A 21595-nucleotide genomic window follows, 5' to 3' on the forward strand; every position below is an offset into this window, starting at 1 on the left:
ATCTGTCAGGATCGTCAGCCCTCCGGGCAGATTTTGCATTTCAAGTGCAAAATCTGGGTTGAAGATATTTTCCTATAAGATCAAACTCAATATTGACTTTGTTTCCAATAAGCCATGTATGGGCATTCGTATGTTCCCAGGTATATGGTATTATGGAAACCATAAGTCTATTTTCTGTAAGACTATGACAGGTGAGACTAATGCCATCAATAGTGATAGATCCTTTTTCTATAACCAGTGGCATAAATTCTATGGGATATGAAAAACATATATCATAGCTACCTTTTTTTTCTGTGATGGACTCGCAAATTCCTGTGGTATCCACGTGGCCTTGTACCATATGACCATCCAACCGATCTCCTAATCGTAAACATAATTCTAAATTCACTAAATCATTTGGTTTCCATTGTCCAATAGTTGTTTTTTGAATCGTTTCCTGAATAGCTGTTACCCGATATTGATTATCTTTTTTGGTATCGACGGTCAAACAAATTCCATTGTGGGCTATACTTTGATCTATGTTAATTTCATCGTGTAAATGAGAAGTCAACCATATATGAAGGTTGCCAGCATCTATTTCTACGTTTTCAATTTTTCCTAAGTCTTTGACAATTCCTGTAAACATGGATTCATTTAATCTTGGAGCAAATTTAGTTTTATTTAGCCACAGGTTCTTAATAATTCATATTTAGGAGCGGGAATCTAATTAAATTTCTTTTCTATTTTTAATCTATTGATACGTAACTTTGCAGAATGCGATTAAACCAATACATAGCCCATTCTGGTATCTGCAGCCGTAGAGAAGCAGATAAATTAATCAAAGCTGGGCAAGTAACTGTGAATGATAAACCAGTAGAGAACATAGCCCGACCTCTTGAGGAAGGCGATAAAGTCAAGGTTAATGGCAAGTTAATTCGACCAGAGAAAAAGATTTATATTTTACTAAATAAGCCAAAAGATTTTATCACTACAACTGATGATGAGAAAGAACGAAAAACAGTGTTAGATCTTGTAAAATCAGCGCTTAAAAATCCAGCCTATAAGGATTTGAGGATATATCCTGTAGGACGCTTAGATAGAAATACTTCGGGCTTATTACTTTTAACGAATGATGGAGAACTGACCCAACAATTAACCCATCCTAAGTATAATGTAGAAAAAATATATATTGCTACACTAGATCGAAAGCTTAGCACCAAAGATGAAGAGCAGATTATCAAAGGAATAGAACTTGAAGATGGGATTATGAAAGTAGATGAATTAGCTTTTCCAGAACCTATGAATCGCTTCAAGGTGGGTATAACAATTCATAGCGGTAAAAATAGAATCGTTCGTCGCATTTTTGAAAAGCTAGAGTATGAAGTAAAGCAATTAGATCGAATAGTTTATGCAGGTCTTACTAAAAAGGATTTAGCTAGAGGGAAGTGGCGCATGTTAAAACCACATGAGGTTTCTATGTTGCAAAACAAAGGAAAAAAAACACCATATACTGCCTTTAAGGAAAACCAGAGGGAATCAAAAAATAAAAAGAGAAGATAGAATGAAAGTACTGATGGTCTGTTTAGGAAATATATGTAGATCTCCATTAGCAGAGGGAATTTTGAAGCATAAATTAGATCAGCGAAATATCGAAGCCTTCGTAGATAGTGCGGGTACAGGTGGATATCATATAGGTAGTCTTCCAGATCAACGTTCGATAGATATTGCAGAAAAATATGGTATAAATATTTCTGATCAGCGAGCCAGAAAAATCAGAAGTGTAGATTTTGAAGAATTTGATCTTATTTTTGCTATGGATACCTATAACTATCAAGATTTGCGAGCTATGGCTAAAGAGGCTGAACTAGGAAAAATTAAAATGATTCTCAATGAGTCTAACCAAAGGAAAAATATGAGTGTTCCTGATCCATATTATGGTGGTCAAGATGGTTTCGAAAATGTATTTCAAATGCTAGACTTAGCATGTGAAAATATCGTTAATAATTACTTCAAAAAATAAACATAATGAATAAACTAGTCTGTGTAATTCTTATATTTATCCTTAATGTCAGTGCCTCGAAAAAACTGGGACGTAAGCTTTCTGGCAATTTTTCTTGGCAATATACTATGACGGAAGATGAATTAATGCTCATAAGAAATACTAATTCAGATAATAGGTTTCAGCCTTATGTGAAATTCAATGCAAATTATACGTTTACAGATACTAGGTCGGCTAGTTGTGGTAATGACATTATCTACAATAAGAAAGGTCGATATTTTTTATCGAGTAAGCAGTTGATTATGAATTATACCGGAGGGACTTTTTCGGATAATGTCGGCGGAAATTCTAAACAAGTTTATGTATTGGGAAAAGTGATTTATAAGGTGAACAGAATAACAACCGACACTTTATTTCTAACTAGACTGCAAGGCAATAGCGAAAAAAGGGTAAGTTTGACAGAAGATAAAAATTAGAGCATATAAAGTTTAAAAGGATTATAATAACTCCATATTAGTTTTATATCCTAAAACTTTTCACTTTAAACTAATTAAAATGAATATTATAAAAAAACGATTTGAAGAAAGTATAGCCACAAAGCAAGCAGTATTAAATGATGAATCCTTACTTGTAAAAATTGAAGAGATTGCTAATTGCTGTATTACAGCATTGAGAAATGGTGGAAAGATAATTTTCTGTGGTAATGGCGGCAGCGCTGTCGATAGTATGCATTTGGCTGCCGAACTCTCAGGTAGATATTATGTAGATAGACCTCCACTAAATGCCGAATCTTTGAGTGCAGATAATGCTTTTCTGACCGCCGTAGCCAATGATTATGGTTATGAGTTTGTGTTTTCACGATTATTAAAGGCCAAAGGAAAAAAAGGAGATGTTTTGATAGGCATGTCTACCTCTGGCAATTCTAAGAATATCATAGAAGCTTTTAAAGTAGCTAAAGACTTGGGCGTGACATCTATAGGTTGGACTGGGTCAAAGCCATGCTTAATGGATGATTGCGATATGTTGCTAAAAGTACCGAGTTCAGATACCCCGCGTATCCAAGAAACTCAAATGCTGATTGGACATATTATTTGTGAAATCATAGAAAAGCATTTCATCGAAAGACCTTTATGATTACAAAAGCTGTCATTCTTGCAGGAGGCAAGGGCACCAGACTAGCATCCGTCGTGCAGGATAAGCCAAAGCCTATGGCGGATATCTCAGGCTTGCCTTTTCTTCATTATATGATTTTAGATTTGAAGAAAAAAGGCATTAATGAAGTAGTTTTGCTAGTAGGTCATTTAAGAGAAGTCATAATAAATCATTTCAAAGATTCTTATTACGGAGTAAGTATTCATTATGAGATAGAGTTAGAGCCTCGAGGTACGGGTGGTCTGATTTATGAATTAGCTAAGAAATGGAAAGAATCTATTCTTTTGATTAATGGAGACACTTATTTTGATGTTGATATACAAGCATTGGTAAAATCATCAAAAGAAGGAGAAGTCGTTCTGGCTGTTAAGAAAATTTCGAACTCGGATAGATATGGTGCATTAACCATAGTAGATGATAAAATTGTTGATTTTCAGGAAAAATCTTGGATTGACACTGGTTATATCAATGGAGGCATATATTTTTTACCTCAAGGTTGTTTCGATTTAATTGATTTACCTTTTTCATTTTCCTTAGAGAAAGATTTTTTTGAAGCTAATAAGGATCTTCTTCATCTAAAGCCATTTTATAGTGATGGATATTTCATAGACATAGGTATTCCAGAAGATTATACGCTAGCTCAGACTTCGATACCCCGTCAATTTATTCCAAGAATCGATAAATCCTGGACACTATTTCTTGACCGAGATGGTGTCCTCAATGAGCATAGACCAGAAGATTATGTGAAAAATGAGTCCGAGTTTGTATGGATAGATGGCAGTAGAGAAGCAATTCGGGATTTATCTAAAATATTTGGACGAGTGCTGGTGGTCACAAATCAACAAGGAATAGGCAAAGGATTGATGAGTGAATATGACTTGGAAAAAATTCACTGGAAAATGCAACATGAAGTTGAGGAAATAGGCGGAAAAATAGATCGTGTTTATCATTGTCCTCACTTAGCTCAGGTAAAACCAAAATGCCGTAAACCTGAAACGGGAATGGGAGAGCAGGCTAAAGCTGATTTTCCTGAAATAGATTTCGATAAATCTATAATGATAGGCGACTCAGGTACGGATATTGAATTTGGTAATCGACTAGGTATGATAACAATAAAAGTAGGAATGGATGACAAGTATAATGGAGAAATATTGAAAGTGAGGTCTTTAGGGGATTTTATGAGACTAATTTAAGGTAGTTTTAAAATATTTTTACTGTAAACTAGAATCAACCGCCTTGACTTTTTTTGAAATGCAGGAAACTATGCCATAACCAGAAGTTTCATAGGTTTTGAGTTTATATTAGCTATGTAATTGATGGTTTGTCTAGTTTCAAGGTCGATTCCATAATCAGCAATTAAAATAAATTTCTGTTTTTTTTAAAAATTAATATATTTGCGAATAAATTTAATCAAACGAATGAAAAATTTCTCTTATTTAGTTGTTTTATTATTGTCAATGACGTTAGCTGGTTGTGGTGATATCGGTGAATTTACACCTAGAGTCGAAAATCCAGATGTTGAATGGAAGTTGTCATATTTTCGTTCAATTTTTTTAGCAAGAACTAATGAAAGTTCAATTTCAAATGAAAAGTTTGATGCTTATGTTGATGCGGCTAATAGTCAAATTGTTATCGTGCATAATTTTCTCGACGACCAACGAGCATGGTTTGGGAACGAGCCTCTGGAAGTTAATGTGATACAAACAGCCAATGGTCCTGAAGTAGAAATAGTATATCAGCAAATTACGATTGACCCTAGTACCTCTGCAAACCAATTGGGACTTTTTAAATGGGAGATTTATCTTAAATATTCTCAAATAGGTAAGGGGAAATACGCAAAAGTACCAGTGAAGATCAGACGAACTTACAAAGATGCTTCAACTTTTGGTTTCGACAAGGTGGACAATTCTAAATCTATTCCTACAAGATAGTACAATTTTATTAATATTTTCAGGCTATCCACTCGGATAGCCTTTTTTTTGCTCTAGTTTGAGTGAAGTCTGTATATTAGCCCAGCTTAAAATTTAAAATATGTCAGAAGATTTAATAATAATAGTTTTTGGAGCGATTTTCAGTGCTATCATGATAGGTATTGCTTTTATTATCAATGGTAAAGCACAACCCAAACAATTATGGATGCTATTCTTTACTGAAATGTGGGAGCGTTTTTCATTTTATGGAATGCGAGCCTTACTGATTCTCTATATGACCAATATATTGAAAATGTCCGATGAAACAGCGAATTTTCAATATGCAGCGTATAATGCACTTGTTTACACCACACCTTTATTGGGTGGCTGGCTGGCGGACAAATATTTGGGTTATAGAAAAAGTATACTATTAGGAGGTATTCTGATGGCCATTGGTCATTTGGTATTGGCACTACCTCAAGACTACACATTTTTTCTTGGATTAGGCTTTCTTATCTCGGGAAATGGATTTTTTAAACCAAATATATCCTCTTTGCTAGGGAGATTCTACGGTGAAAATGACCCTAGAAAAGATACAGGATATTCTATTTTTTACATGGGTGTAAATATTGGTGCCTTCTTAGGTAGCATGATATGCGGCTATTTGGGTCAAAAAGTTAATTGGCATTATGGATTTGGGTTAGCAGGTATTTTTATGATATTAGGATTGGCGGTATTCACCTATTTTAAGCATACTCTAGATAATAAAGGGGATTCTCCGGAACCAGAGTTAATCTCTACAGTTAAAAATGGATTGTCCATTGAAAAATGGTATTATGTGGGTGCTTTCTTATTAGTCCCTATCTGTATGTTTCTTGTGAAAGTTCCATCAATAACTACTTGGATTTTAGGTCCTCTCGGTTTAGTTTCATTCTTCTATTTACTATATTTAAGTCAAAATTTTGATACCGAATCTAAACAAAAAATGTGGTCTGCAGTCATTTTGATTACGTCTTCGTTTTTCTTCTGGGGATTTTACGAGCAAGCTGGCGGTTCTCTCAACCTCATGGCAGAAAGAAATGTCGATTTTAAAGTAGGCGAAACTACGCTCTCATCAGCGATGATGAATAATTCGGTAAATCCGTTTTATATTATCTTCTTGACACCTCTTTTAGGCATGTTTTGGACCTATGCGGATAAGAATTTAAAGTTGATGAATATTCCTGTAAAATTCGGTTTATCATTTATTTTAGTTTCACTCGGTTATTATGTTTTCTTTATGGGAGGAATGTCAGGGATGAATAACAATACGGGATTGATGCCACTTTATTATTTCCTGATGGCTTATTTCTTTATTACCCTTGGGGAGTTGTTTATTTCGCCAATTGGACTTTCAATGATTACCAAATTAAGTCCAATGAATATGGTAGGTTTTATGATGGGTATTTGGTTTCTAGCTTCGGCATTAGGTCATAAATTAGCAGGCTGGATAGGTTCTAAAATGGCCATTCCTAAAGTAAATGATCAAGGTCAAGCCTTTACAGCAGTTGAATCTTTACCAATTTATATGAATGGTTGTAAGAAAATTGCAATAGCCTCTTTTGCTATTGGAATTTCATTATTGGTAATTTCAAAATTAATAAACAAGTGGATGCACGGAGTGAAATAGTTTTTCTTCTTTGCATTATAGTTTTTAACTTCGCACCCTTATTTTTATTGAGATGAATTTCAGATTCTTACAATTTTATGTTTTTAACCGAGTATGGATATCTTTAGCTCTTATAGCTATTGGATTGGCTTGGGGATTTGCAGATAATTTTACCTTTGCTTGGATATTGATAACCATAGGAGTTATTTTATTCTTAGCTCATTTTTTACTAGGACCTATTCGTTTATTGCAGAAGTCGGTAGAAAGCGGTGATTTCCAGCTAGCTATGAAGGTTATAGACTCTGTGAAATATCCTAAACTACTGATAAAGCCTGTTCGCTCTATGTACTATATGATTCAGAGCAATATGGCCATGTCTCAAAAAGATTTCACAAAGGCAGAAGAACTCATTAAAAAATCCACAGAATTAGGTATGCCAATGAAAGATATGGATGCTATGGCTATTTTTCAGCATGGCGCTATAGCTTTTCAAAAAGGAGATTATAAAACTGCTCTGCCTAAACTGAGAGAGGCGGTCTCCAAGGGTATGCCAGATGCCGATAGTGTAGCCAGTGCTCAGTTGATGCTATGCTCTATTTTTATACATAGAAAAGATAATAAAACAGCGAAGGCACATTTCAAAAAAGCGAAAGACGCTAAGCCTAAACAGGCTGAAATAGTCAATCAAATCAAAGAGATGGATAAATATATCAATCGTCTTCCTGGATAGTAATCACGGTGATAAGTAACGTGGAAGTTACAAAGTATAAATAACTACAACTGCTTACTGTGACTCGATACTGCGACTAATTACTATAAAAAGTGAGTAACAAGATTATCAACGACCCAGTACATGGTTTTATCAGAGTCAAATTTGATTTGGTATTGCGGTGTATTAACCATATTTATTTTCAAAGACTACGGAATATCACCCAGCTAGGTCTCACACATTTTGTGTATCCAGGGGCTGTTCATACAAGATTTCATCATGCCTTGGGTGCCTTCCATCTTATGCAAGTAGCAATAGAACAATTGCGGGTCAAAGGAGTTGAAATTTCCGACAGAGAAGAGGAGGCTGCTTGCTTAGCTATTTTATTGCATGATATAGGACATGGTCCGTTTTCACATGCACTAGAAAAAAGCTTTTTTAAAAGAATATCCCATGAACAGATTTCTATCGCACTTATGAAATCTATGAACGAGGAATTTAACGGAGATTTGAATCTAGCCATCGAAATTTTCACTAATCAATATCCACGTAAATTTTTCCATCAACTCATCTCTAGTCAATTGGATGTCGATCGGCTTGATTATCTCAAACGAGATAGCTTTTATAGCGGTGTGGTAGAAGGGAATATAGCGGTGGATAGAATCTTAGCTATGATAGATGTTGTAGATAATGAAATAGTGGTGCATGAAAAAGGAATTATGAGTGTGCAGCATTTTTTACTTTCTCGAAATCTAATGTATTGGCAGGTTTATCTTCATAAAACGGTCATGAGTGCCGAGTTTATGTTGATTAAGTTTTTTGAACGTATCTACGAACTCATTCGAAATGGTGAACGTATAACGAGTTCTAATCCGCGCTTAAATTATTTTTTCCAATTGGCAGAGGAGAAGCGAAGTCAATTATCTCCAGAAATTATAGCAGAATTCGTCAAGTTGGATGATAGTGATGTGTGGACCGTAATTAAGGATATGCTCAGTGCTAAGGATGAAATTCTAAATCTGTTATCTCATCGTATTTTATCTCGTCAGTTCTATAAGGTTTGTTTTTCAGGGAAGCAATTTAAAGAGCGAATAGCTCCATATTCTAAGCAGGATGAATCGTTATGTTCTTATTATCATTTCTCTGACACAGTCACTATGATTGCCTACTCTAGTGCACAACCTATTCAGATACTTACTAAGAATGATGGCGTCCAGTCTTATGAAGATTACATTGCTAAAAGCGGAATGATTTATTCAATAGAAAATAAAACCAGTAAGACGTTTTATTATAGCTTATAGCTTTGAAAAAAAAATGATTAGATAATTTTCATTTTCAAATTATCACATTAGTATTGCCCAGTCTGAAGTAAAACTAAGGTACATGCCTCTTCAGGCTCTATGCCTTTATTTCTCAACTCATTTTCCCATTCCTGATTTTCTGTTCCAGGATTGAAGATGACACGTTTTGGTTGGAGACTCTCTATATAGCTTTTCAACTCTGGAGTTTGATTTTTGACTCCGACGTACATCGTTACCGTATGCACATCAACAGGAGCATAATCGGTCATAAACTCCACACCTCTCAAATTTCCAGATTTCATACCATAACCATAGACGGTATGATGATGATCGAGAAGCATGTTGATAGCTTTAAAGGAATAGCGCTCTGGATTTTCGGAGGCTCCGATAACTAATGTGGGTTTCATGGATATTATTTAAGTTGAAAAAAATAAAATGTGTTTTAGTATTACGGCAAATGAAATACCTCTCTAGCCATTCTCAATGATCTTGAAAACGCTTCTTCATCAAATTCTGGTTTGAATTGTTTACGGAAAAAATTGACAAAGTATTCAGTCGCAAGGTTTCCTACGAGCTCATCTTTAGCCAAAGGACAGCCACCGAGTCCTCCTATGGCTACATCAAATCGGCGACAACCGCCTTTATAGGCTGCCTTTACTTTGGGGAGCCAGTTATGCGGAGCGGAGTGCAAATGAGCTCCAAACTCTAAATCGTTATAAACTCCGATAGTTCCTTTGAAAACTTCTGCTATGAGCTCAGGTTGTGCTATACCAATCGTGTCGGAGAGTGAAAATATTTTCACACCGAGAGCAGCTATTCTTTCTACCCATTGGTTGATAATACCTACGTTATATTCGTCTCCATAAGGATTCCCAAAGCCCATAGAAATATAAACGACCATTTCTTTACCACTTTCATGCGTCAAATATGCTATCTCCTTGACGCGCTCAAAAGACTCTGCTATTCCAGAATTGGTATTGCGCTGCTGAAAGGTCTCAGAAATACTAAATGGATAACCTAGAAAATCAATCTCAGAGTAGCGACAAGCTTCTATTGCGCCTTTCGTATTCGCTACGATGGCTAGAAGTTTGGATTTGGTTTTTGATAAATCTAGGCCTTTTAATACCTCAGCAGTGTCTGCCATTTGAGGTATTACCTTTGGAGACACAAAGCTTCCAAAATCTATAACGTCAAAACCTACTTCTAATAACGACTGAATATATCGAATTTTCTTTTCCGTAGGAATCAAAATTGGGATTCCCTGCATAGCATCTCTCGGACATTCTATAAACTTAATCACTGGTTTCTTTTATGGATATTTTAGTAGTATACTATCATAAAGTGCCTCGAATTCCTTTGGTCTCGATTTGTAATATTCAGTAGTCTTATCAAAGTCTTTTTTACTTATATTTAAATCTAATAAAGCCTGCGCCTTACAATTTTCTAGAAATACAGGATGATTACTAGACATTTTCAATTCATGGTAGGCCTCGCATTGATGGATTTTCAATAAAGCTTCTTTGTATTTATCAGCATTGATAATACTCTTGTTAGCACAACTATACGATAGCGCAATAATTAATAACAGAATAAACCGCAAAGCCGTTATTTTTGAGTTTGTTTTTATCTAGCAAATGTACAGGAAAATTTTTAATTAATTTCTTTCGCTCCATGTCTATCAATAAAGAAATCTTATCAATACTCGATCAGCAGTGTCAACCCTATCATGCTCAGTGGATTGCTGTGACAAAGATGCGTTCAGTGGAGGTTTTAAGAGAACTTTATCTGTGCGGGAAAAAAGTATTTGGAGAGAATAAAGCTCAGGAACTTTGTGATAAGTACCCGTTATTGCCCGATGATATCGATTGGCATTTTATAGGTCATTTACAGACGAATAAGGTCAAACAGATTATCGATAAAGTATCGACTATACATTCAGTAGATAGCTTGAAATTATTGAATGAAATACAAAAAGAAGCAGGCAAAGTAGGTAAAGCCATCGGTGTATTTTTGCAGCTTCATGTAGCGCAAGAAGAGACGAAATATGGTTTTTCTGTTGAGGAATTGATAGACCTTTTTACAGATATAGATGTATCAAATTATCCTAATATTCAAATAAAAGGGCTGATGGCTATGGCTTCTATGACAAATAATACAGAACAAATAAGAAGTGAATTTACCGTAGTTAAGCAAACGATTGATCGTTTGAATCAAAAGTATGACTTAAATCTCAAAGAAATTTCTATGGGTATGAGTGGAGATTATAAAATAGCATTGGAATGCGGCGCTACCTGGATAAGAGTTGGGAGTTTGCTGTATGAATAAGGTAATCAATAAATGATCTTAAAGTTAAAACATTTCGAAAAATTATCTATTTCTGAGCTCTATCAGCTTCTCCAGCTGCGTTCAGAGGTTTTCATAGTGGAGCAGAACTGCGTCTATCAAGATATAGATGATAAGGATAGACTTGGATATCATCTTTTAGGGTTCTTAGATAGTCAATTGGTCGCTTGTGCTAGAATTTTACCTGTAGGCGTATCCTATTCAGATTATAGTTCAATAGGCCGCGTATGTACTAAACAAACTCATAGACAGCATGGATTAGGTAAAAAACTTATGAAACAAGCCATCTTGAATTGTCAAGAACTCTTCCCAACTGAGAATATTAAAATTTCCGCTCAGAGTTATCTATTAAAATTCTATATAGAGCTTGGTTTTAGTGCTATAGGTGAGGAATATTTAGAAGATGATATCCCGCATCGGGCTATGGTATATAGTTTTTTAACAGATTAGTTAGTATTAAATCAAAAACTAAAGAGGATATTATTTAATTTTGCCTTCTTTTAAGCATTAAATACATTTAAAATCATGAGTTTCACAAAGATTAAAGTAGCCAACCCTGTAGTAGAATTAGATGGCGATGAAATGACAAGAGTCATTTGGAAGTTTATAAAGGAGAAATTAATTTTACCTTATCTAGACGTAGACATCAAATACTATGACCTTGGCATGGAATATCGCGATGAAACCAATGATCAGGTAACGATTGATGCTGCCAATGCTATCAAGCAATATGGTGTCGGAATCAAATGTGCGACAATTACTCCAGATGAGGCACGTGTTGAAGAATTCAAATTAAAGCAAATGTGGAAGTCTCCGAATGGAACTATCCGAAATATACTAGATGGTACGGTTTTTAGGGAGCCTATTGTTATGAATAATGTTCCTCGATTAGTGACCAACTGGACTTCACCTATTATTGTTGGTCGTCATGCATATGGGGATCAATACAGAGCTACAGATTCTGTAATCAAAGGTAAAGGTAAATTGACCATGACTTTTACACCTGAAGGTGGGGGAGAGCCTCAATCTTTTGAAGTATTTAATTTTAAAGGAGACGGAGTAGCACTTTGTATGTATAATACGGACGAAAGTATCAAAGGATTTGCTCATTCATGCTTCAATATTGCATTGACTAAGAAATGGCCTCTTTATCTTTCTACCAAGAACACGATATTGAAAAAATATGATGGTAGATTTAAAGACATTTTTGAAGAAATCTATCAGGCAGATTATAAGTCAAAGTTTGAAGCAGCTGGCATAGTCTATGAGCATAGATTGATAGATGATATGGTAGCTAGTGCTATGAAATGGAATGGTAGCTTTGTATGGGCTTGTAAAAACTATGATGGCGACGTACAGTCAGATAGTGTAGCGCAAGGTTTCGGTTCTTTGGGCTTGATGACCTCTGTATTAATAACACCCGATGGTAAAACTATGGAAGCAGAGGCTGCCCATGGCACCGTGACTCGTCATTATAGAGAGCATCAGAAAGGTAATAGAACATCCACCAATCCCATCGCTTCTATTTATGCATGGACGAGAGGTTTAGCATTTAGAGCTAAATTAGATAACAATGCAGAATTAGATAAATTTGCTACATCCTTAGAACAAGTTTGTATAGAGACAGTAGAATCAGGTAAAATGACTAAAGACCTAGCTATTATAGTAAAAGGTTCTAATAAAGTAGATCATGGAACTGACTATTTATATACAGAAGAGTTTTTAGATGCTATCGATGCAGGTTTGAAGGCTAAGTTAGCAGGTAAGGCTTCTGCTTAGTTTAATTAAGTCATTTAAATATTATTGTTAGACTTGAGAATCCTTTTAAGAAATAGGGATTCTTGCCATTCATGAATTGGGATAAAATAGATAGTAAAAAAGCCGAACTCGTTCAGCGAAGTATTGCTAGTAAATGGTTTAGATTTATAGGTGCAATAATAGACAGAGTTTTGGGTTATGGTATTACCTTTTCCATTGGATTTTTGGGAGAAATAGTTAGCCCAGGCTCCATGGATATTTTAGTTCAATATCCCTTGTTAGATAATATCACTACTATCACCATTTTATTGCTTTATTACCTCATTTTTGAATTCTATTTTCAGAAGACCATAGGAAAATTTATATTTAAAATGAAAGTAGTCAATGAATATGATGCTTCAAAACCTAATTTTAAGACCATATTGAAGCGAACCGTTTCGAGAATAATAGGTATCGAAGCCCTATTTTACCTTTTCGGTAATCACCTGTGGCATGACAGGTGGAGTGATACAGCAGTCATCAGCGAAAAGAAGTTTGAAGAGCAGAATGAGTTAGATGAGATAGGAGATATTGGGTCTATGAATATTACCTGATAATATCTATATTTCCTGCTTTCGTTATTTTTTCATTATCATAATTGGTTATCTGAATTTGCCAATTATAAGTTCCATTAGGTACAGGATCCCCTTTATAGGTTCCGTCCCAGCCATGTTCAATATTGGTGGTGCTAAAAACTTTTTCTCCCCATCGATTATAAACTTCGAAATAATTTAGAGTTTTAACATTGAGATGTTTCGCTATTTTAAATACATCATTCACTCCATCTCCGTTAGGTGAGAAGCCGGTTGGTATTAGCAATACATTCTTTGAGTAAACACCTAGATTCACACTATCATATCCTACACAATTATTACCATCCGTTACTTTGACGAAATAGGTTGTATTCGTTTTTGGTTGGACTCGAATCGAAGAACTAAAAGGATTGGTAGGTATCAATGGCTGAGGATACCACTCAATTTTAGGTGCTGAGGTAAATGCTTGAAGTTCTATGTCAGCTCCTCTATAAATACTTGTATCAGGTGTAGTACTTACCTTAGGCAGAGAATCAACAATGACATTTACTCCAATGGTATCAAAAAAACAATCGTTAGCAACTTTTACCAAATATCTAAAACTAGAGTCCGGGTAGACTTGAGGCTTATCCACTAAGGTATCGTTAATGTTATATGGAGGTTTCCATAGATAGTAGAAACCACCAGAGGCATATAACTCTGTGTATCCTCCTTTACAGAAATGTACGGGAGTTTGCACATTAGGTTTAATAGGTAATTGGACAGGTATCCGCAGTTTTTCTATAGTGAAGCAGTTTTCAGCTGTTAACACCTTGAGTTCTAAATTTTCAGTTTTGGGTGGAAAATAAAACACATCCTTAGAATTCGAATCGGAGATATAGGTTCCCGGAGACCATCTGACTTTTGACTTTAGATTACTAAGTACATTCATCTCTACAGAGTCTCCTAGACACACATACTTCGGTCTGTTTAATATATTAATAATGGGAGGATAGTTGACTATCATTTCCATGCCCTCAGCTACTGTACAGCCAAAACTATTCGTGGCAGTGATATAATACCACACCGTAGCTTTAGGATTGCAACTAGGGTTAGAAATAGATCTATTGCTAAGTGAAGGGTCTGTCGTAGACCAGCGATAGGTATTATCTGGGTTTAAATTGAATTGATAGATAGTTCCGTAACATGTAGAGTCTTCCTTTGGTAAATTGGTTACTGGGCTTGGAACTATTCTCACTAATATACTTTCTGTATCACTATAGCAGTAGTTATCTATAATCAAGGTATATGTATAGCTGTTTCGATTATAAACTCGGGGTCTTTGCATAAAATAATCATTTGGATGCATCCAAGTGGGATTGGGGTCAGGATATGTCCACCTGTATTTGGTGATTTCTCCTAAATCCAAAGGGACTAAAACTATGGTATCATAACTACATTTCAAGGTATCATTTTTTCTAAACAGGTTGAGGTTGGGGTCTAAAACGATAACTCTAACAGTATCTTTTACTACACAGTTAAACTGATCTATCCCATTAAATACATAGTCTGTAGTGACGGTAGGTTTGGCAATCGGTGTTTTTGAATTTGGGTTATCTAGTCCTGTTGTTGGAGTCCAGAAAAATGTTTGAAAATTTCCCTGACCAGTTAAGTTTACAGTTTCACGTTTGAATGGTCCAGGATTCAAGCAAATATTAGTGTCCTTGCCCGCATCAATGAAAGGTTTCACATGAAATGATACGAGTACAGAGTCAAAATTATAGCAACCGAGTGCATCCGTGCCTTTTACGATATACTGACTAGAATTAGGATAAATAGGAGAGGCTAATGGCGTTCGAGTGTTGGGATTGTCTAGCTGCGAAACAGGGGTCCAGCTATAAGAAACCCCACCAAAAGCATTTAATCGAATCTTGCTGTCATAGCATATAAAGGTATCATCTATTGTAGTTATAGTAGGAAGAGGATTGACTTTTACATTAAACGTCTGTGAATCTTTACATCCTTTATCGGTTTGTCCCCAAAGTTTGATAGTGAAATTATTCATATTCGGAGGTGTATAGCTAGTGGCACAGCTATTATCTACTCTATCTGGTAAATTCCATCGCACAGAAGTAATCGCATCTGGAGCCGGAACAGTAATATTGCATACAGGCTTAAATGCTTGACCAATGCAGGCATTCGGTAAGGTAGCAGAAATAACCGGAAGATTCTGAACCTTAAATGTAAACTGAGTGTCTGCTACGCATTTCTTACTGCTGGTTGCTGTTAGTTTTACTGTATAATCTCCTGAAAGGTCATACCGGTGAGTTGGGTTTTTCAAGGTATCTGTTTTACCATTTCCGAAATCCCATTTCCATTTAACAGATTGACCAAATGTGGCAACTGATTTATCTGTAAAACTCACCAAGTCACCAGGGCATTTTGGAGGATTAAGGCTTATGGCAAAATCTGCAAAATAAGTAGGGTAAATTCTTACACGTGCGCGCAGGGTATCATAGCATAGACCACCAGCTATCGTTTTGTAGGAGATTAAGGTAACAATAAACGTACCCGTATCCGTGTATTCATGCGTAGGATTATTCAAGGTAGAGGTATCCCTGGTGCCAGAAGCAGGATCCCCAAAATTCCAGATAGCCCCTGAGGTATTTGTACTAGAATTTTGGAAGTTGATAATTTTATCTTTGCAGTTAATCTTATAATCAAACATTCTCGATGCAGGGTCATATGAACCTGGGATAGAAATCAAATCAGATTTAGGAATATCGCAGGTAAATACATTGAATTGAAAATCTCGCACGGCAGAATCTATTGCTACACCATTTCGTATTTCCTTGACCATGACACTCACTACAAATCTTCCAGCATTATCTGGTCTACACGTTAGCAGACCAGTATTCTCGTCTATGGCTATATTGGGCGTACCTCCCATAATATTGCTCATACTGAAAGGAGGTTCGAAATTGGCATTGATTCTCACATTGGATATTTGCTGAGCATCAGGCTGGGGAGCATTCGGAGATCCTCCGTCTAAAGGATTGACTAAAGAATATCTCAATTCATCGCCATCGAGGTCAGTCGCCCCATGATCAAAGGTAAATGACTGATTAGCACATAAAAATAGTGGCGGAAATTGTTTAAATTCCGCTGAGTTATTAGGATAGCTATTGGATGGAGGGATAATATTATAAATCGTCATCCCTGGATAGCTACTACCTCCACCACCGCCCCCTCCAGGAAGGGGTTTGAGATTGTCGATACCACTATTTCTGCAGCAGCGCTGATGTACGATGGAGTACCATCTCGAACCATCTGGCACGGTTATGGTATCTTTGTATAAAGCTTGTTCTACACAGGTGAGCTTATCCGCATCAGGTAGGCATTTGCTGACAATTACAGACTTTACCGTATCTTTTCTTATGAGCCTAAGTGAACCACTATCTACTCGAGCACCACTCTGATTATCAAATACTACGAAGAAAAATGGACGATTGAAGCCTCCTTGAGGAGCAGTAGGATCACCATCAAATAGTGCCTGACCACCATTACAATCTCTATAAACTTTAAATGTCAGCTCATATTTATTGAGCCCCAGATATTTATAGGTGACCATGCCTCCTACTATGTGAGTAGCTAGACTCCACTCAGCAGAGAATAATAGGGAACAAAGGATTAGTAATTTTTTCAAAATCTATCTTTCAACTCACAAAATTAATCAATTTGACTAAAGAAATACTGCTTATTTCTCTGCCGAACAATTTTTAAAGTAAATGTCAATTTTTCTTCGGTGAAATTTTTTGTGTAAAATCATTTAACCCCGACATTTTTTTAGACCCTCTCTTGCGAAGAAATAAAAGCATTGATGTCTGTGCTATTTTATTTGCATGAAGGCACAGAGACCGCCCAGGCTAATCTCCGAGCCAGACAGGTATGTTTTTTATCATCACAAATATAATTCTAATTCCTAAACTTTCAATACCAAACTGCACCCCGCCTTATGCCAAACCGACAGTTGTCTGCTGTGATTATTTGCAAGTGTTAGTTTCAATTAAACTGCAAATTTTTGGATAATATTCTTTGTACTTTAAGTTCAGTTGGGTAGAGTTTTTGCAAATAAAGTTTCTAACTTCATTGTCAATATTTTTTAATATGTCTAATACTTTCTCTTGGTTGTTTTGATATGTATAAAGCTCAAGTAAATCATAATAAATGGCACTTGTATATTGATTATGATATTTTTTTGATTTTAATAAAGAAACTTTGTAATCATTTTCTGCTTTGACAAAGTCTTTCTTTAACACATAGTAATACGCTCTGTTCCAATATCCAATACTTGAGTCCACTTCTTCCTTAATATATATGCTAGAGTACTTTATAGAACTATCAAGTTTGTTTTTAGTTTGAAATGCTTTTGAGAGTTCAAGGTAAGTTTCATTAAAAAAGAATTTTTTAGTTTTTTGAGTATAGAAAAGACTTAATCTGAAATAGTTAATTGCACTATCAATATCGCCATTATTGAAATAAACTCTTCCTAAATTGTAATAAATGTCATTTATATAGTCTTTGTCTTTCTTAAAATTTAAAATTATATAACTTAAATCCTCAATAGCACCCTTAAAGTTTCCTATAGAGATTTTTTCAAAAGCAATTAGCTTTCTATTGGTAAACTTGTCAAGCTCTTGTTGTATGTTTGAATCTAACTCAATTATAATTACTTGACTTCCGTCAGAATTTACTTGTGAATTTGTTTGTAGAAAAAATATTTGTAAAATGTAAAAGCTTATAAGTTTTTTCAATGTTTTTTGTTTTGTGGATTTTTTTGTTCGTTTCGCAATCATAGCAGACAACGTTTTCGGGCTTTGCGTTCGGGCGGGTTTCGGAGCACTAAACTGTCAATAAGCACTGAACTTGAATAGAAGCACAAAGCTCCAAATTTGCACATCAGCCCGCCTGACGCAAAACCCGTGTTACCGGCTGGCTTTTTCTAGTTTGTCGTTTACAATATATTTTATTTCTCCTGTACCAATAACTGTCGCACCTTCTCTAAATTCAAATTGCATTCCTTCGGTCAAACAACCAGCAAAATAGTCGGGTGATAGGATTTTGATTTTTGCTTCAACTGTGTCACCAGGAAAAACTGTGTCCTTGTCAATGAAAGTTTGTTGTCCTGAAGTCTGCATTTCGGTGAAATCAAACTTTACTTGCGGTCTGTAACCGCTTTTCGCAGGAGTTAGTCTGCCACCTTCATCAGTCGTCCTGTATGAAAGTATTGCAATAAAGTCCATTTTATTAAATTCTTGCTCGTAGAAATCGAGAATGTTTTTTAATATGTTGTCAAAGTTACTCTCATTGCAAAATCTTGTCGAAGTGTCGATTAGTTCAGCTATCGAACTGCCTGCTTCAACCTGCCAAGCATTTTGTTCGTTGAATTTTCTTGCTTCTATTTTCTCAACGGTAATTGGTGAACCGAAATACTCTTTAAGTTCCTGAACAAAGTCAGCAATTTTGCTTTGGTCTTGTGTCGGCCAATCATTCATTGCATTCAAAAACAAAGTTGCAATGTCTTTCAATTTGCGGTTGCTTTGGTCAATGTCAACCAAGTTCCAAAGTGTCGAATATGTTTCAATTTTATTGTCCAATGTGTCGTTGTCTAAGCTTGCTGGTAACGACTCGCGCGGCTTTGCGAGGTTTGGAGAGCAAATATAATGAAGTTTATTTGCCTCGAGAAATTTTGCAAAACCGCCAGATGTGCGAAGTCCCGTAGGGCGTAGCACAAATGGCGGTTGTAAGCCGCGCGAGTCGATGTGCCAAAATCCTACCGACAACTGCCATTGTTAGGGATTTTGGCACATCGGTTTGGGTATTGCCGAAGGCGGGGATTTTTAGCACTAAAGTTGATAAAAAGTACAAATGTTCAAATAAGTACAAAAGTCTCTAAATATGTACTTCAGCCCCGCTTTTGGCAATACATTGTTGGCAGAAGTATTTTAATTACTGTATTTTAGTGTATTTTGATTTACAAGCTTCAATACATGGATAAACAAGTATTAAGGTATTACCATTCAATTCATATTTAATTGTTGAATTTTGACAGTTTGTAGAATTTATAGTAGAATTAGATATGGAATATGTTCCAGTTGTACTTGAATTGGTTTCTATTGACATGTCACAAATTAAGCCATTAGAAGTTATGTTACCATTATTATCAAATATTAGTTTTTTGTTACTACTAATTGGGTTAAATGTTCCACTACCATCTCCAGGGTCAGCTAGTATTTCAGTTAATTTCCAAGTACCTTCTAAATTATTAGTTATTGCATTTTCATCCTTATCACAAGAAGTAAATGTCAAAAAAAATATTGCGATTGTTGAAAAATAGTTCTTCATAATTTTAGTTTTAAATGTAATTATTTCTTTAGTAGATTTAGTAATATTTCTGCCATCGTCCGCTGGCTTGAAGTAGGTCGGGTTTTCCAAGACAACGATTAATCAAAAATACACACTTTCGCATAAAGACAAAATTTATTTTGAAGACACACAGCCCGACTTTCTTCAAACCAGCAGTTATGTGTCGGATTTTTTATTATAGAACACCATATCTTTTTGCTCTTCTTGCAGAATTTTTATTTTTTCAAAATTCATGTTTGTAATAACGCTTGTTTTCGTCCATCTGTCGTGCCATCCTTTACTAATGTCCCCTAAACAACTAAATGCTTCAAATGGTATTAGCCTGATAATAGACCTTAAAGCCATTTGTTTGATTTTTGGCTTACAACCATACTCATCTACCACAATAGTTTTAGTGAAGTACTTTCCTGGTGTTTTTTGCCATAGTTGTTCAAATAGAAAATAGTATGAGGCATAAATAAGACTTTGAAACAGATATAATAAAAAAGTAACAACAAAGGTTTCTTCTTCTACTTGAATAGGAAAGAAACCAACTAGTTCAAAAATGTAAAAGATTAATTCTAGCAGAATTTTAATTATAACCATATCAATACCAAAATGAATCAATCTTTGATTTTGACCTATAGCGTTTATAGTTCCTTTAGCTAAATATTCTTCTTTTAATTCTACAAGTTTGCCCGTATTGTCATAGACATTTTTTACACGAAACCTTTGTTCTACAAGTTCTGATATTTTCTTCATATGTTTTTTTAGTCCTTTTTGCTTAATACGTTAGTGTGTGTTTTCAGAAAATCTGACACATAACGGTTTGCAGCTTGGCGAAGTGGCTGATTTTGAAGCACTTACTTTCATTTTAGCACTGAATCCGCCATTTTGCCAAACTGCTGTTAGCCGTTCGTTGTTTTTTCGTTCGTTATAAATTCTGTTTTATATCTCATTAATTGTCTAATTGAAGTCAAGTGTCCAAATAATACGATTGGTACAATAAAAGTCGGCAACCAACTAAATGGAAAATTTAAAATCGCAATGTTCGGTTGGTCAAAAGCAAATTTTTGAATGGGTGAAGGTACTGAAAATAAAGCGTTCACAACAATATTAATTAAAAGTCCTAGACAAATAAAATTCCAAGTTAAAATTGTCTGCCTTTTTAGTTTAGCTTTTGACAGTCCGAAATATGCAATAATTGGTGCTGTTATTCCCGCAAGTATGTCAAAGTTTCGTCCTTCAAAAGTCATAAGTTCAGGGATTGCTTTGTTCAAGAAAAGCCAAAACAAAACTATCTCAACAGGTATTCTTACTGTGTTTAGATAGGTCAAATACTTGAGCGGTAAACTGTCAATAAATTTTCTGCCTTTTGAAGTTGAGAACAATAAAATTATTGTGAAAATAGTCGGCAAAATTCCTGTTAATATTATTTTGGGTGGAAATGTATTTGTGTCGCTGTTGTAAACATTTTTGTACGCCAGAACTGCTTGAATTGTCAACCAAAGTGTTAAACCGATAAAAATGGGAGTTGCCATTTTTCGAGTTTGTTCAGAATTTGAATTTCTAATTGTCCAAATGAAAAGTTGCAAGGTCGCAACTGTTGTCAGTCCAAAAGTTAATGAAATAAATGTCGGTAAATTTTCTATCATTTTTCTGTTCGTTTAATGTTTGCAGTGTCGCTGTACAATGACGCATAACGCCAGTTCGTCTAAAAACTAACATTTAGACAAATATAAGGTTTTAGAACTTAAATACATAGCGTTTATTGAGTTCAAATTTTGAGTTATGTTAGATTTGAAGTTTTGTGATGAAAAATTAGAAGACGTAGAATGGA

23 protein-coding genes are annotated in these 21595 nt (G+C 35.3%); 13 read left to right on the forward strand and 10 right to left on the reverse strand.

The window, feature by feature from the left end; genetic code table 11:
- Window positions 1–40: 40 nt before the first annotated feature.
- Window positions 41–625: a riboflavin synthase gene (locus JNL75_07800; GenBank protein ID MBL7789710.1), complete on the reverse strand. Its 585-nt coding sequence runs from the start codon at window positions 623–625 to the stop codon at window positions 41–43.
- A gap of 128 nt (window positions 626–753) precedes the next feature.
- Between JNL75_07800 and JNL75_07805 the strand changes: the two genes are divergently transcribed.
- From JNL75_07805 to JNL75_07845, 9 genes are all read left to right on the forward strand, one after another.
- Entirely contained in the window at window positions 754–1539 is a 786-nt protein-coding gene (locus JNL75_07805; GenBank protein MBL7789711.1) for an rRNA pseudouridine synthase, read from the forward strand.
- A 13-nt stretch (window positions 1540–1552) separates the two neighbouring features.
- Window positions 1553–1999 carry a low molecular weight phosphotyrosine protein phosphatase gene (locus JNL75_07810; protein ID MBL7789712.1) on the forward strand — a complete coding sequence of 149 codons (447 nt, stop codon included), beginning with the start codon at window positions 1553–1555 and terminating at the stop codon, window positions 1997–1999.
- A 5-nt stretch (window positions 2000–2004) separates the two neighbouring features.
- Window positions 2005–2454 (forward strand): hypothetical protein, encoded by a 450-nt coding sequence (locus JNL75_07815; protein ID MBL7789713.1) that lies wholly within the window; start codon window positions 2005–2007, stop codon window positions 2452–2454.
- Window positions 2455–2533: 79 nt separating this feature from the next.
- On the forward strand, window positions 2534–3112 hold the full coding sequence (locus tag JNL75_07820) for a D-sedoheptulose 7-phosphate isomerase (GenBank protein MBL7789714.1): 579 nt from the start codon (window positions 2534–2536) through the stop codon (window positions 3110–3112).
- Window positions 3109–4323 (forward strand): HAD-IIIA family hydrolase, encoded by a 1215-nt coding sequence (locus JNL75_07825; protein MBL7789715.1) that lies wholly within the window; start codon window positions 3109–3111, stop codon window positions 4321–4323. The genes JNL75_07820 and JNL75_07825 overlap by 4 nt, the downstream gene beginning before the upstream one ends.
- Window positions 4324–4548: 225 nt before the next feature.
- A complete protein-coding gene (locus tag JNL75_07830; protein MBL7789716.1) occupies window positions 4549–5061 on the forward strand; it encodes a hypothetical protein in 513 nt (170 codons plus the stop codon).
- Window positions 5062–5161: 100 nt separating this feature from the next.
- Window positions 5162–6709, forward strand: a complete 1548-nt coding sequence (locus tag JNL75_07835; GenBank protein MBL7789717.1) for a peptide MFS transporter — start codon at window positions 5162–5164, stop codon at window positions 6707–6709.
- A gap of 52 nt (window positions 6710–6761) precedes the next feature.
- Window positions 6762–7418, forward strand: a complete 657-nt coding sequence (locus JNL75_07840; protein ID MBL7789718.1) for a hypothetical protein — start codon at window positions 6762–6764, stop codon at window positions 7416–7418.
- 92 nt (window positions 7419–7510) lie between these two features.
- Window positions 7511–8698 (forward strand): HD domain-containing protein, encoded by a 1188-nt coding sequence (locus JNL75_07845; GenBank protein ID MBL7789719.1) that lies wholly within the window; start codon window positions 7511–7513, stop codon window positions 8696–8698.
- Between the two features lie 47 nt (window positions 8699–8745).
- On the opposite strand, the gene JNL75_07850 is transcribed toward JNL75_07845, so the two are convergent.
- The 3 genes from JNL75_07850 to JNL75_07860 are packed head-to-tail and all read right to left on the reverse strand — an operon-like array spanning window position 8746 to window position 10298.
- Complete coding sequence (locus JNL75_07850) at window positions 8746–9105, reverse strand: CoA-binding protein (protein ID MBL7789720.1); 360 nt, start codon at window positions 9103–9105, stop codon at window positions 8746–8748.
- Window positions 9106–9146: 41 nt separating this feature from the next.
- Window positions 9147–9965 (reverse strand): hydroxymethylglutaryl-CoA lyase, encoded by an 819-nt coding sequence (locus JNL75_07855; protein MBL7789721.1) that lies wholly within the window; start codon window positions 9963–9965, stop codon window positions 9147–9149.
- A 42-nt stretch (window positions 9966–10007) separates the two neighbouring features.
- A complete protein-coding gene (locus tag JNL75_07860) occupies window positions 10008–10298 on the reverse strand; it encodes a DUF4296 domain-containing protein (GenBank protein MBL7789722.1) in 291 nt (96 codons plus the stop codon).
- 71 nt (window positions 10299–10369) lie between these two features.
- Between JNL75_07860 and JNL75_07865 the strand changes: the two genes are divergently transcribed.
- From JNL75_07865 to JNL75_07880, 4 genes are all read left to right on the forward strand, one after another.
- Window positions 10370–11023 (forward strand): YggS family pyridoxal phosphate-dependent enzyme, encoded by a 654-nt coding sequence (locus JNL75_07865; protein MBL7789723.1) that lies wholly within the window; start codon window positions 10370–10372, stop codon window positions 11021–11023.
- A 12-nt stretch (window positions 11024–11035) separates the two neighbouring features.
- Window positions 11036–11491 carry a GNAT family N-acetyltransferase gene (locus tag JNL75_07870; GenBank protein MBL7789724.1) on the forward strand — a complete coding sequence of 152 codons (456 nt, stop codon included), beginning with the start codon at window positions 11036–11038 and terminating at the stop codon, window positions 11489–11491.
- A gap of 75 nt (window positions 11492–11566) precedes the next feature.
- Window positions 11567–12820, forward strand: coding sequence for an isocitrate dehydrogenase (NADP(+)) (locus JNL75_07875; GenBank protein MBL7789725.1), 1254 nt, complete (start codon window positions 11567–11569; stop codon window positions 12818–12820).
- A 71-nt stretch (window positions 12821–12891) separates the two neighbouring features.
- Window positions 12892–13392, forward strand: a complete 501-nt coding sequence (locus JNL75_07880) for an RDD family protein (GenBank protein MBL7789726.1) — start codon at window positions 12892–12894, stop codon at window positions 13390–13392.
- On the opposite strand, the gene JNL75_07885 is transcribed toward JNL75_07880, so the two are convergent.
- The 6 genes from JNL75_07885 to JNL75_07910 all read right to left on the reverse strand — a co-directional run bounded on the left by JNL75_07885 (window position 13385) and on the right by JNL75_07910 (window position 21410).
- The gene (locus JNL75_07885) at window positions 13385–17056 is read right to left on the reverse strand and encodes a gliding motility-associated C-terminal domain-containing protein (GenBank protein ID MBL7789727.1); all 3672 of its coding nucleotides are present in this window, start codon (window positions 17054–17056) and stop codon (window positions 13385–13387) included. The two genes, JNL75_07880 and JNL75_07885, sit on opposite strands and share 8 nt — an antisense overlap.
- A 337-nt stretch (window positions 17057–17393) precedes the next feature.
- Entirely contained in the window at window positions 17394–18206 is an 813-nt protein-coding gene (locus JNL75_07890) for a hypothetical protein (protein ID MBL7789728.1), read from the reverse strand.
- 129 nt (window positions 18207–18335) lie between these two features.
- The gene (locus JNL75_07895; protein MBL7789729.1) at window positions 18336–19193 is read right to left on the reverse strand and encodes a hypothetical protein; all 858 of its coding nucleotides are present in this window, start codon (window positions 19191–19193) and stop codon (window positions 18336–18338) included.
- Window positions 19194–19359: 166 nt separating this feature from the next.
- Window positions 19360–19755, reverse strand: a complete 396-nt coding sequence (locus tag JNL75_07900; GenBank protein MBL7789730.1) for a lipocalin family protein — start codon at window positions 19753–19755, stop codon at window positions 19360–19362.
- 177 nt (window positions 19756–19932) lie between these two features.
- Window positions 19933–20517 carry an RDD family protein gene (locus JNL75_07905; GenBank protein ID MBL7789731.1) on the reverse strand — a complete coding sequence of 195 codons (585 nt, stop codon included), beginning with the start codon at window positions 20515–20517 and terminating at the stop codon, window positions 19933–19935.
- Between the two features lie 146 nt (window positions 20518–20663).
- Window positions 20664–21410, reverse strand: a complete 747-nt coding sequence (locus tag JNL75_07910; protein MBL7789732.1) for a hypothetical protein — start codon at window positions 21408–21410, stop codon at window positions 20664–20666.
- Window positions 21411–21595: the final 185 nt, after the last annotated feature.

It is taken from the genome of Chitinophagales bacterium (genome assembly GCA_016787225.1).
Lineage (GTDB): Bacteria > Bacteroidota > Bacteroidia > Chitinophagales > JADJOU01 > CHPMRC01.

What these genes read in the sequence shown, in the direction of transcription:
- JNL75_07800 (MBL7789710.1), bottom strand. Translation starts at nt 625, where the DNA reads ATGTTTACAGGAATTGTCAAAGACTTAGGAAAAATTGAAAACGTAGAA.
- JNL75_07805 (MBL7789711.1), top strand. Translation starts at nt 754, where the DNA reads ATGCGATTAAACCAATACATAGCCCATTCTGGTATCTGCAGCCGTAGA.
- JNL75_07810 (MBL7789712.1), top strand. Translation starts at nt 1,553, where the DNA reads ATGGTCTGTTTAGGAAATATATGTAGATCTCCATTAGCAGAGGGAATT.
- JNL75_07815 (MBL7789713.1), top strand. Translation starts at nt 2,005, where the DNA reads ATGAATAAACTAGTCTGTGTAATTCTTATATTTATCCTTAATGTCAGT.
- JNL75_07820 (MBL7789714.1), top strand. Translation starts at nt 2,534, where the DNA reads ATGAATATTATAAAAAAACGATTTGAAGAAAGTATAGCCACAAAGCAA.
- JNL75_07825 (MBL7789715.1), top strand. Translation starts at nt 3,109, where the DNA reads ATGATTACAAAAGCTGTCATTCTTGCAGGAGGCAAGGGCACCAGACTA.
- JNL75_07830 (MBL7789716.1), top strand. Translation starts at nt 4,549, where the DNA reads ATGAAAAATTTCTCTTATTTAGTTGTTTTATTATTGTCAATGACGTTA.
- JNL75_07835 (MBL7789717.1), top strand. Translation starts at nt 5,162, where the DNA reads ATGTCAGAAGATTTAATAATAATAGTTTTTGGAGCGATTTTCAGTGCT.
- JNL75_07840 (MBL7789718.1), top strand. Translation starts at nt 6,762, where the DNA reads ATGAATTTCAGATTCTTACAATTTTATGTTTTTAACCGAGTATGGATA.
- JNL75_07850 (MBL7789720.1), bottom strand. Translation starts at nt 9,105, where the DNA reads ATGAAACCCACATTAGTTATCGGAGCCTCCGAAAATCCAGAGCGCTAT.
- JNL75_07855 (MBL7789721.1), bottom strand. Translation starts at nt 9,965, where the DNA reads ATGCAGGGAATCCCAATTTTGATTCCTACGGAAAAGAAAATTCGATAT.
- JNL75_07865 (MBL7789723.1), top strand. Translation starts at nt 10,370, where the DNA reads ATGTCTATCAATAAAGAAATCTTATCAATACTCGATCAGCAGTGTCAA.
- JNL75_07870 (MBL7789724.1), top strand. Translation starts at nt 11,036, where the DNA reads ATGATCTTAAAGTTAAAACATTTCGAAAAATTATCTATTTCTGAGCTC.
- JNL75_07875 (MBL7789725.1), top strand. Translation starts at nt 11,567, where the DNA reads ATGAGTTTCACAAAGATTAAAGTAGCCAACCCTGTAGTAGAATTAGAT.
- JNL75_07880 (MBL7789726.1), top strand. Translation starts at nt 12,892, where the DNA reads ATGAATTGGGATAAAATAGATAGTAAAAAAGCCGAACTCGTTCAGCGA.
- JNL75_07890 (MBL7789728.1), bottom strand. Translation starts at nt 18,206, where the DNA reads ATGATTGCGAAACGAACAAAAAAATCCACAAAACAAAAAACATTGAAA.
- JNL75_07900 (MBL7789730.1), bottom strand. Translation starts at nt 19,755, where the DNA reads ATGAAGAACTATTTTTCAACAATCGCAATATTTTTTTTGACATTTACT.
- JNL75_07905 (MBL7789731.1), bottom strand. Translation starts at nt 20,517, where the DNA reads ATGAAGAAAATATCAGAACTTGTAGAACAAAGGTTTCGTGTAAAAAAT.
- JNL75_07910 (MBL7789732.1), bottom strand. Translation starts at nt 21,410, where the DNA reads ATGATAGAAAATTTACCGACATTTATTTCATTAACTTTTGGACTGACA.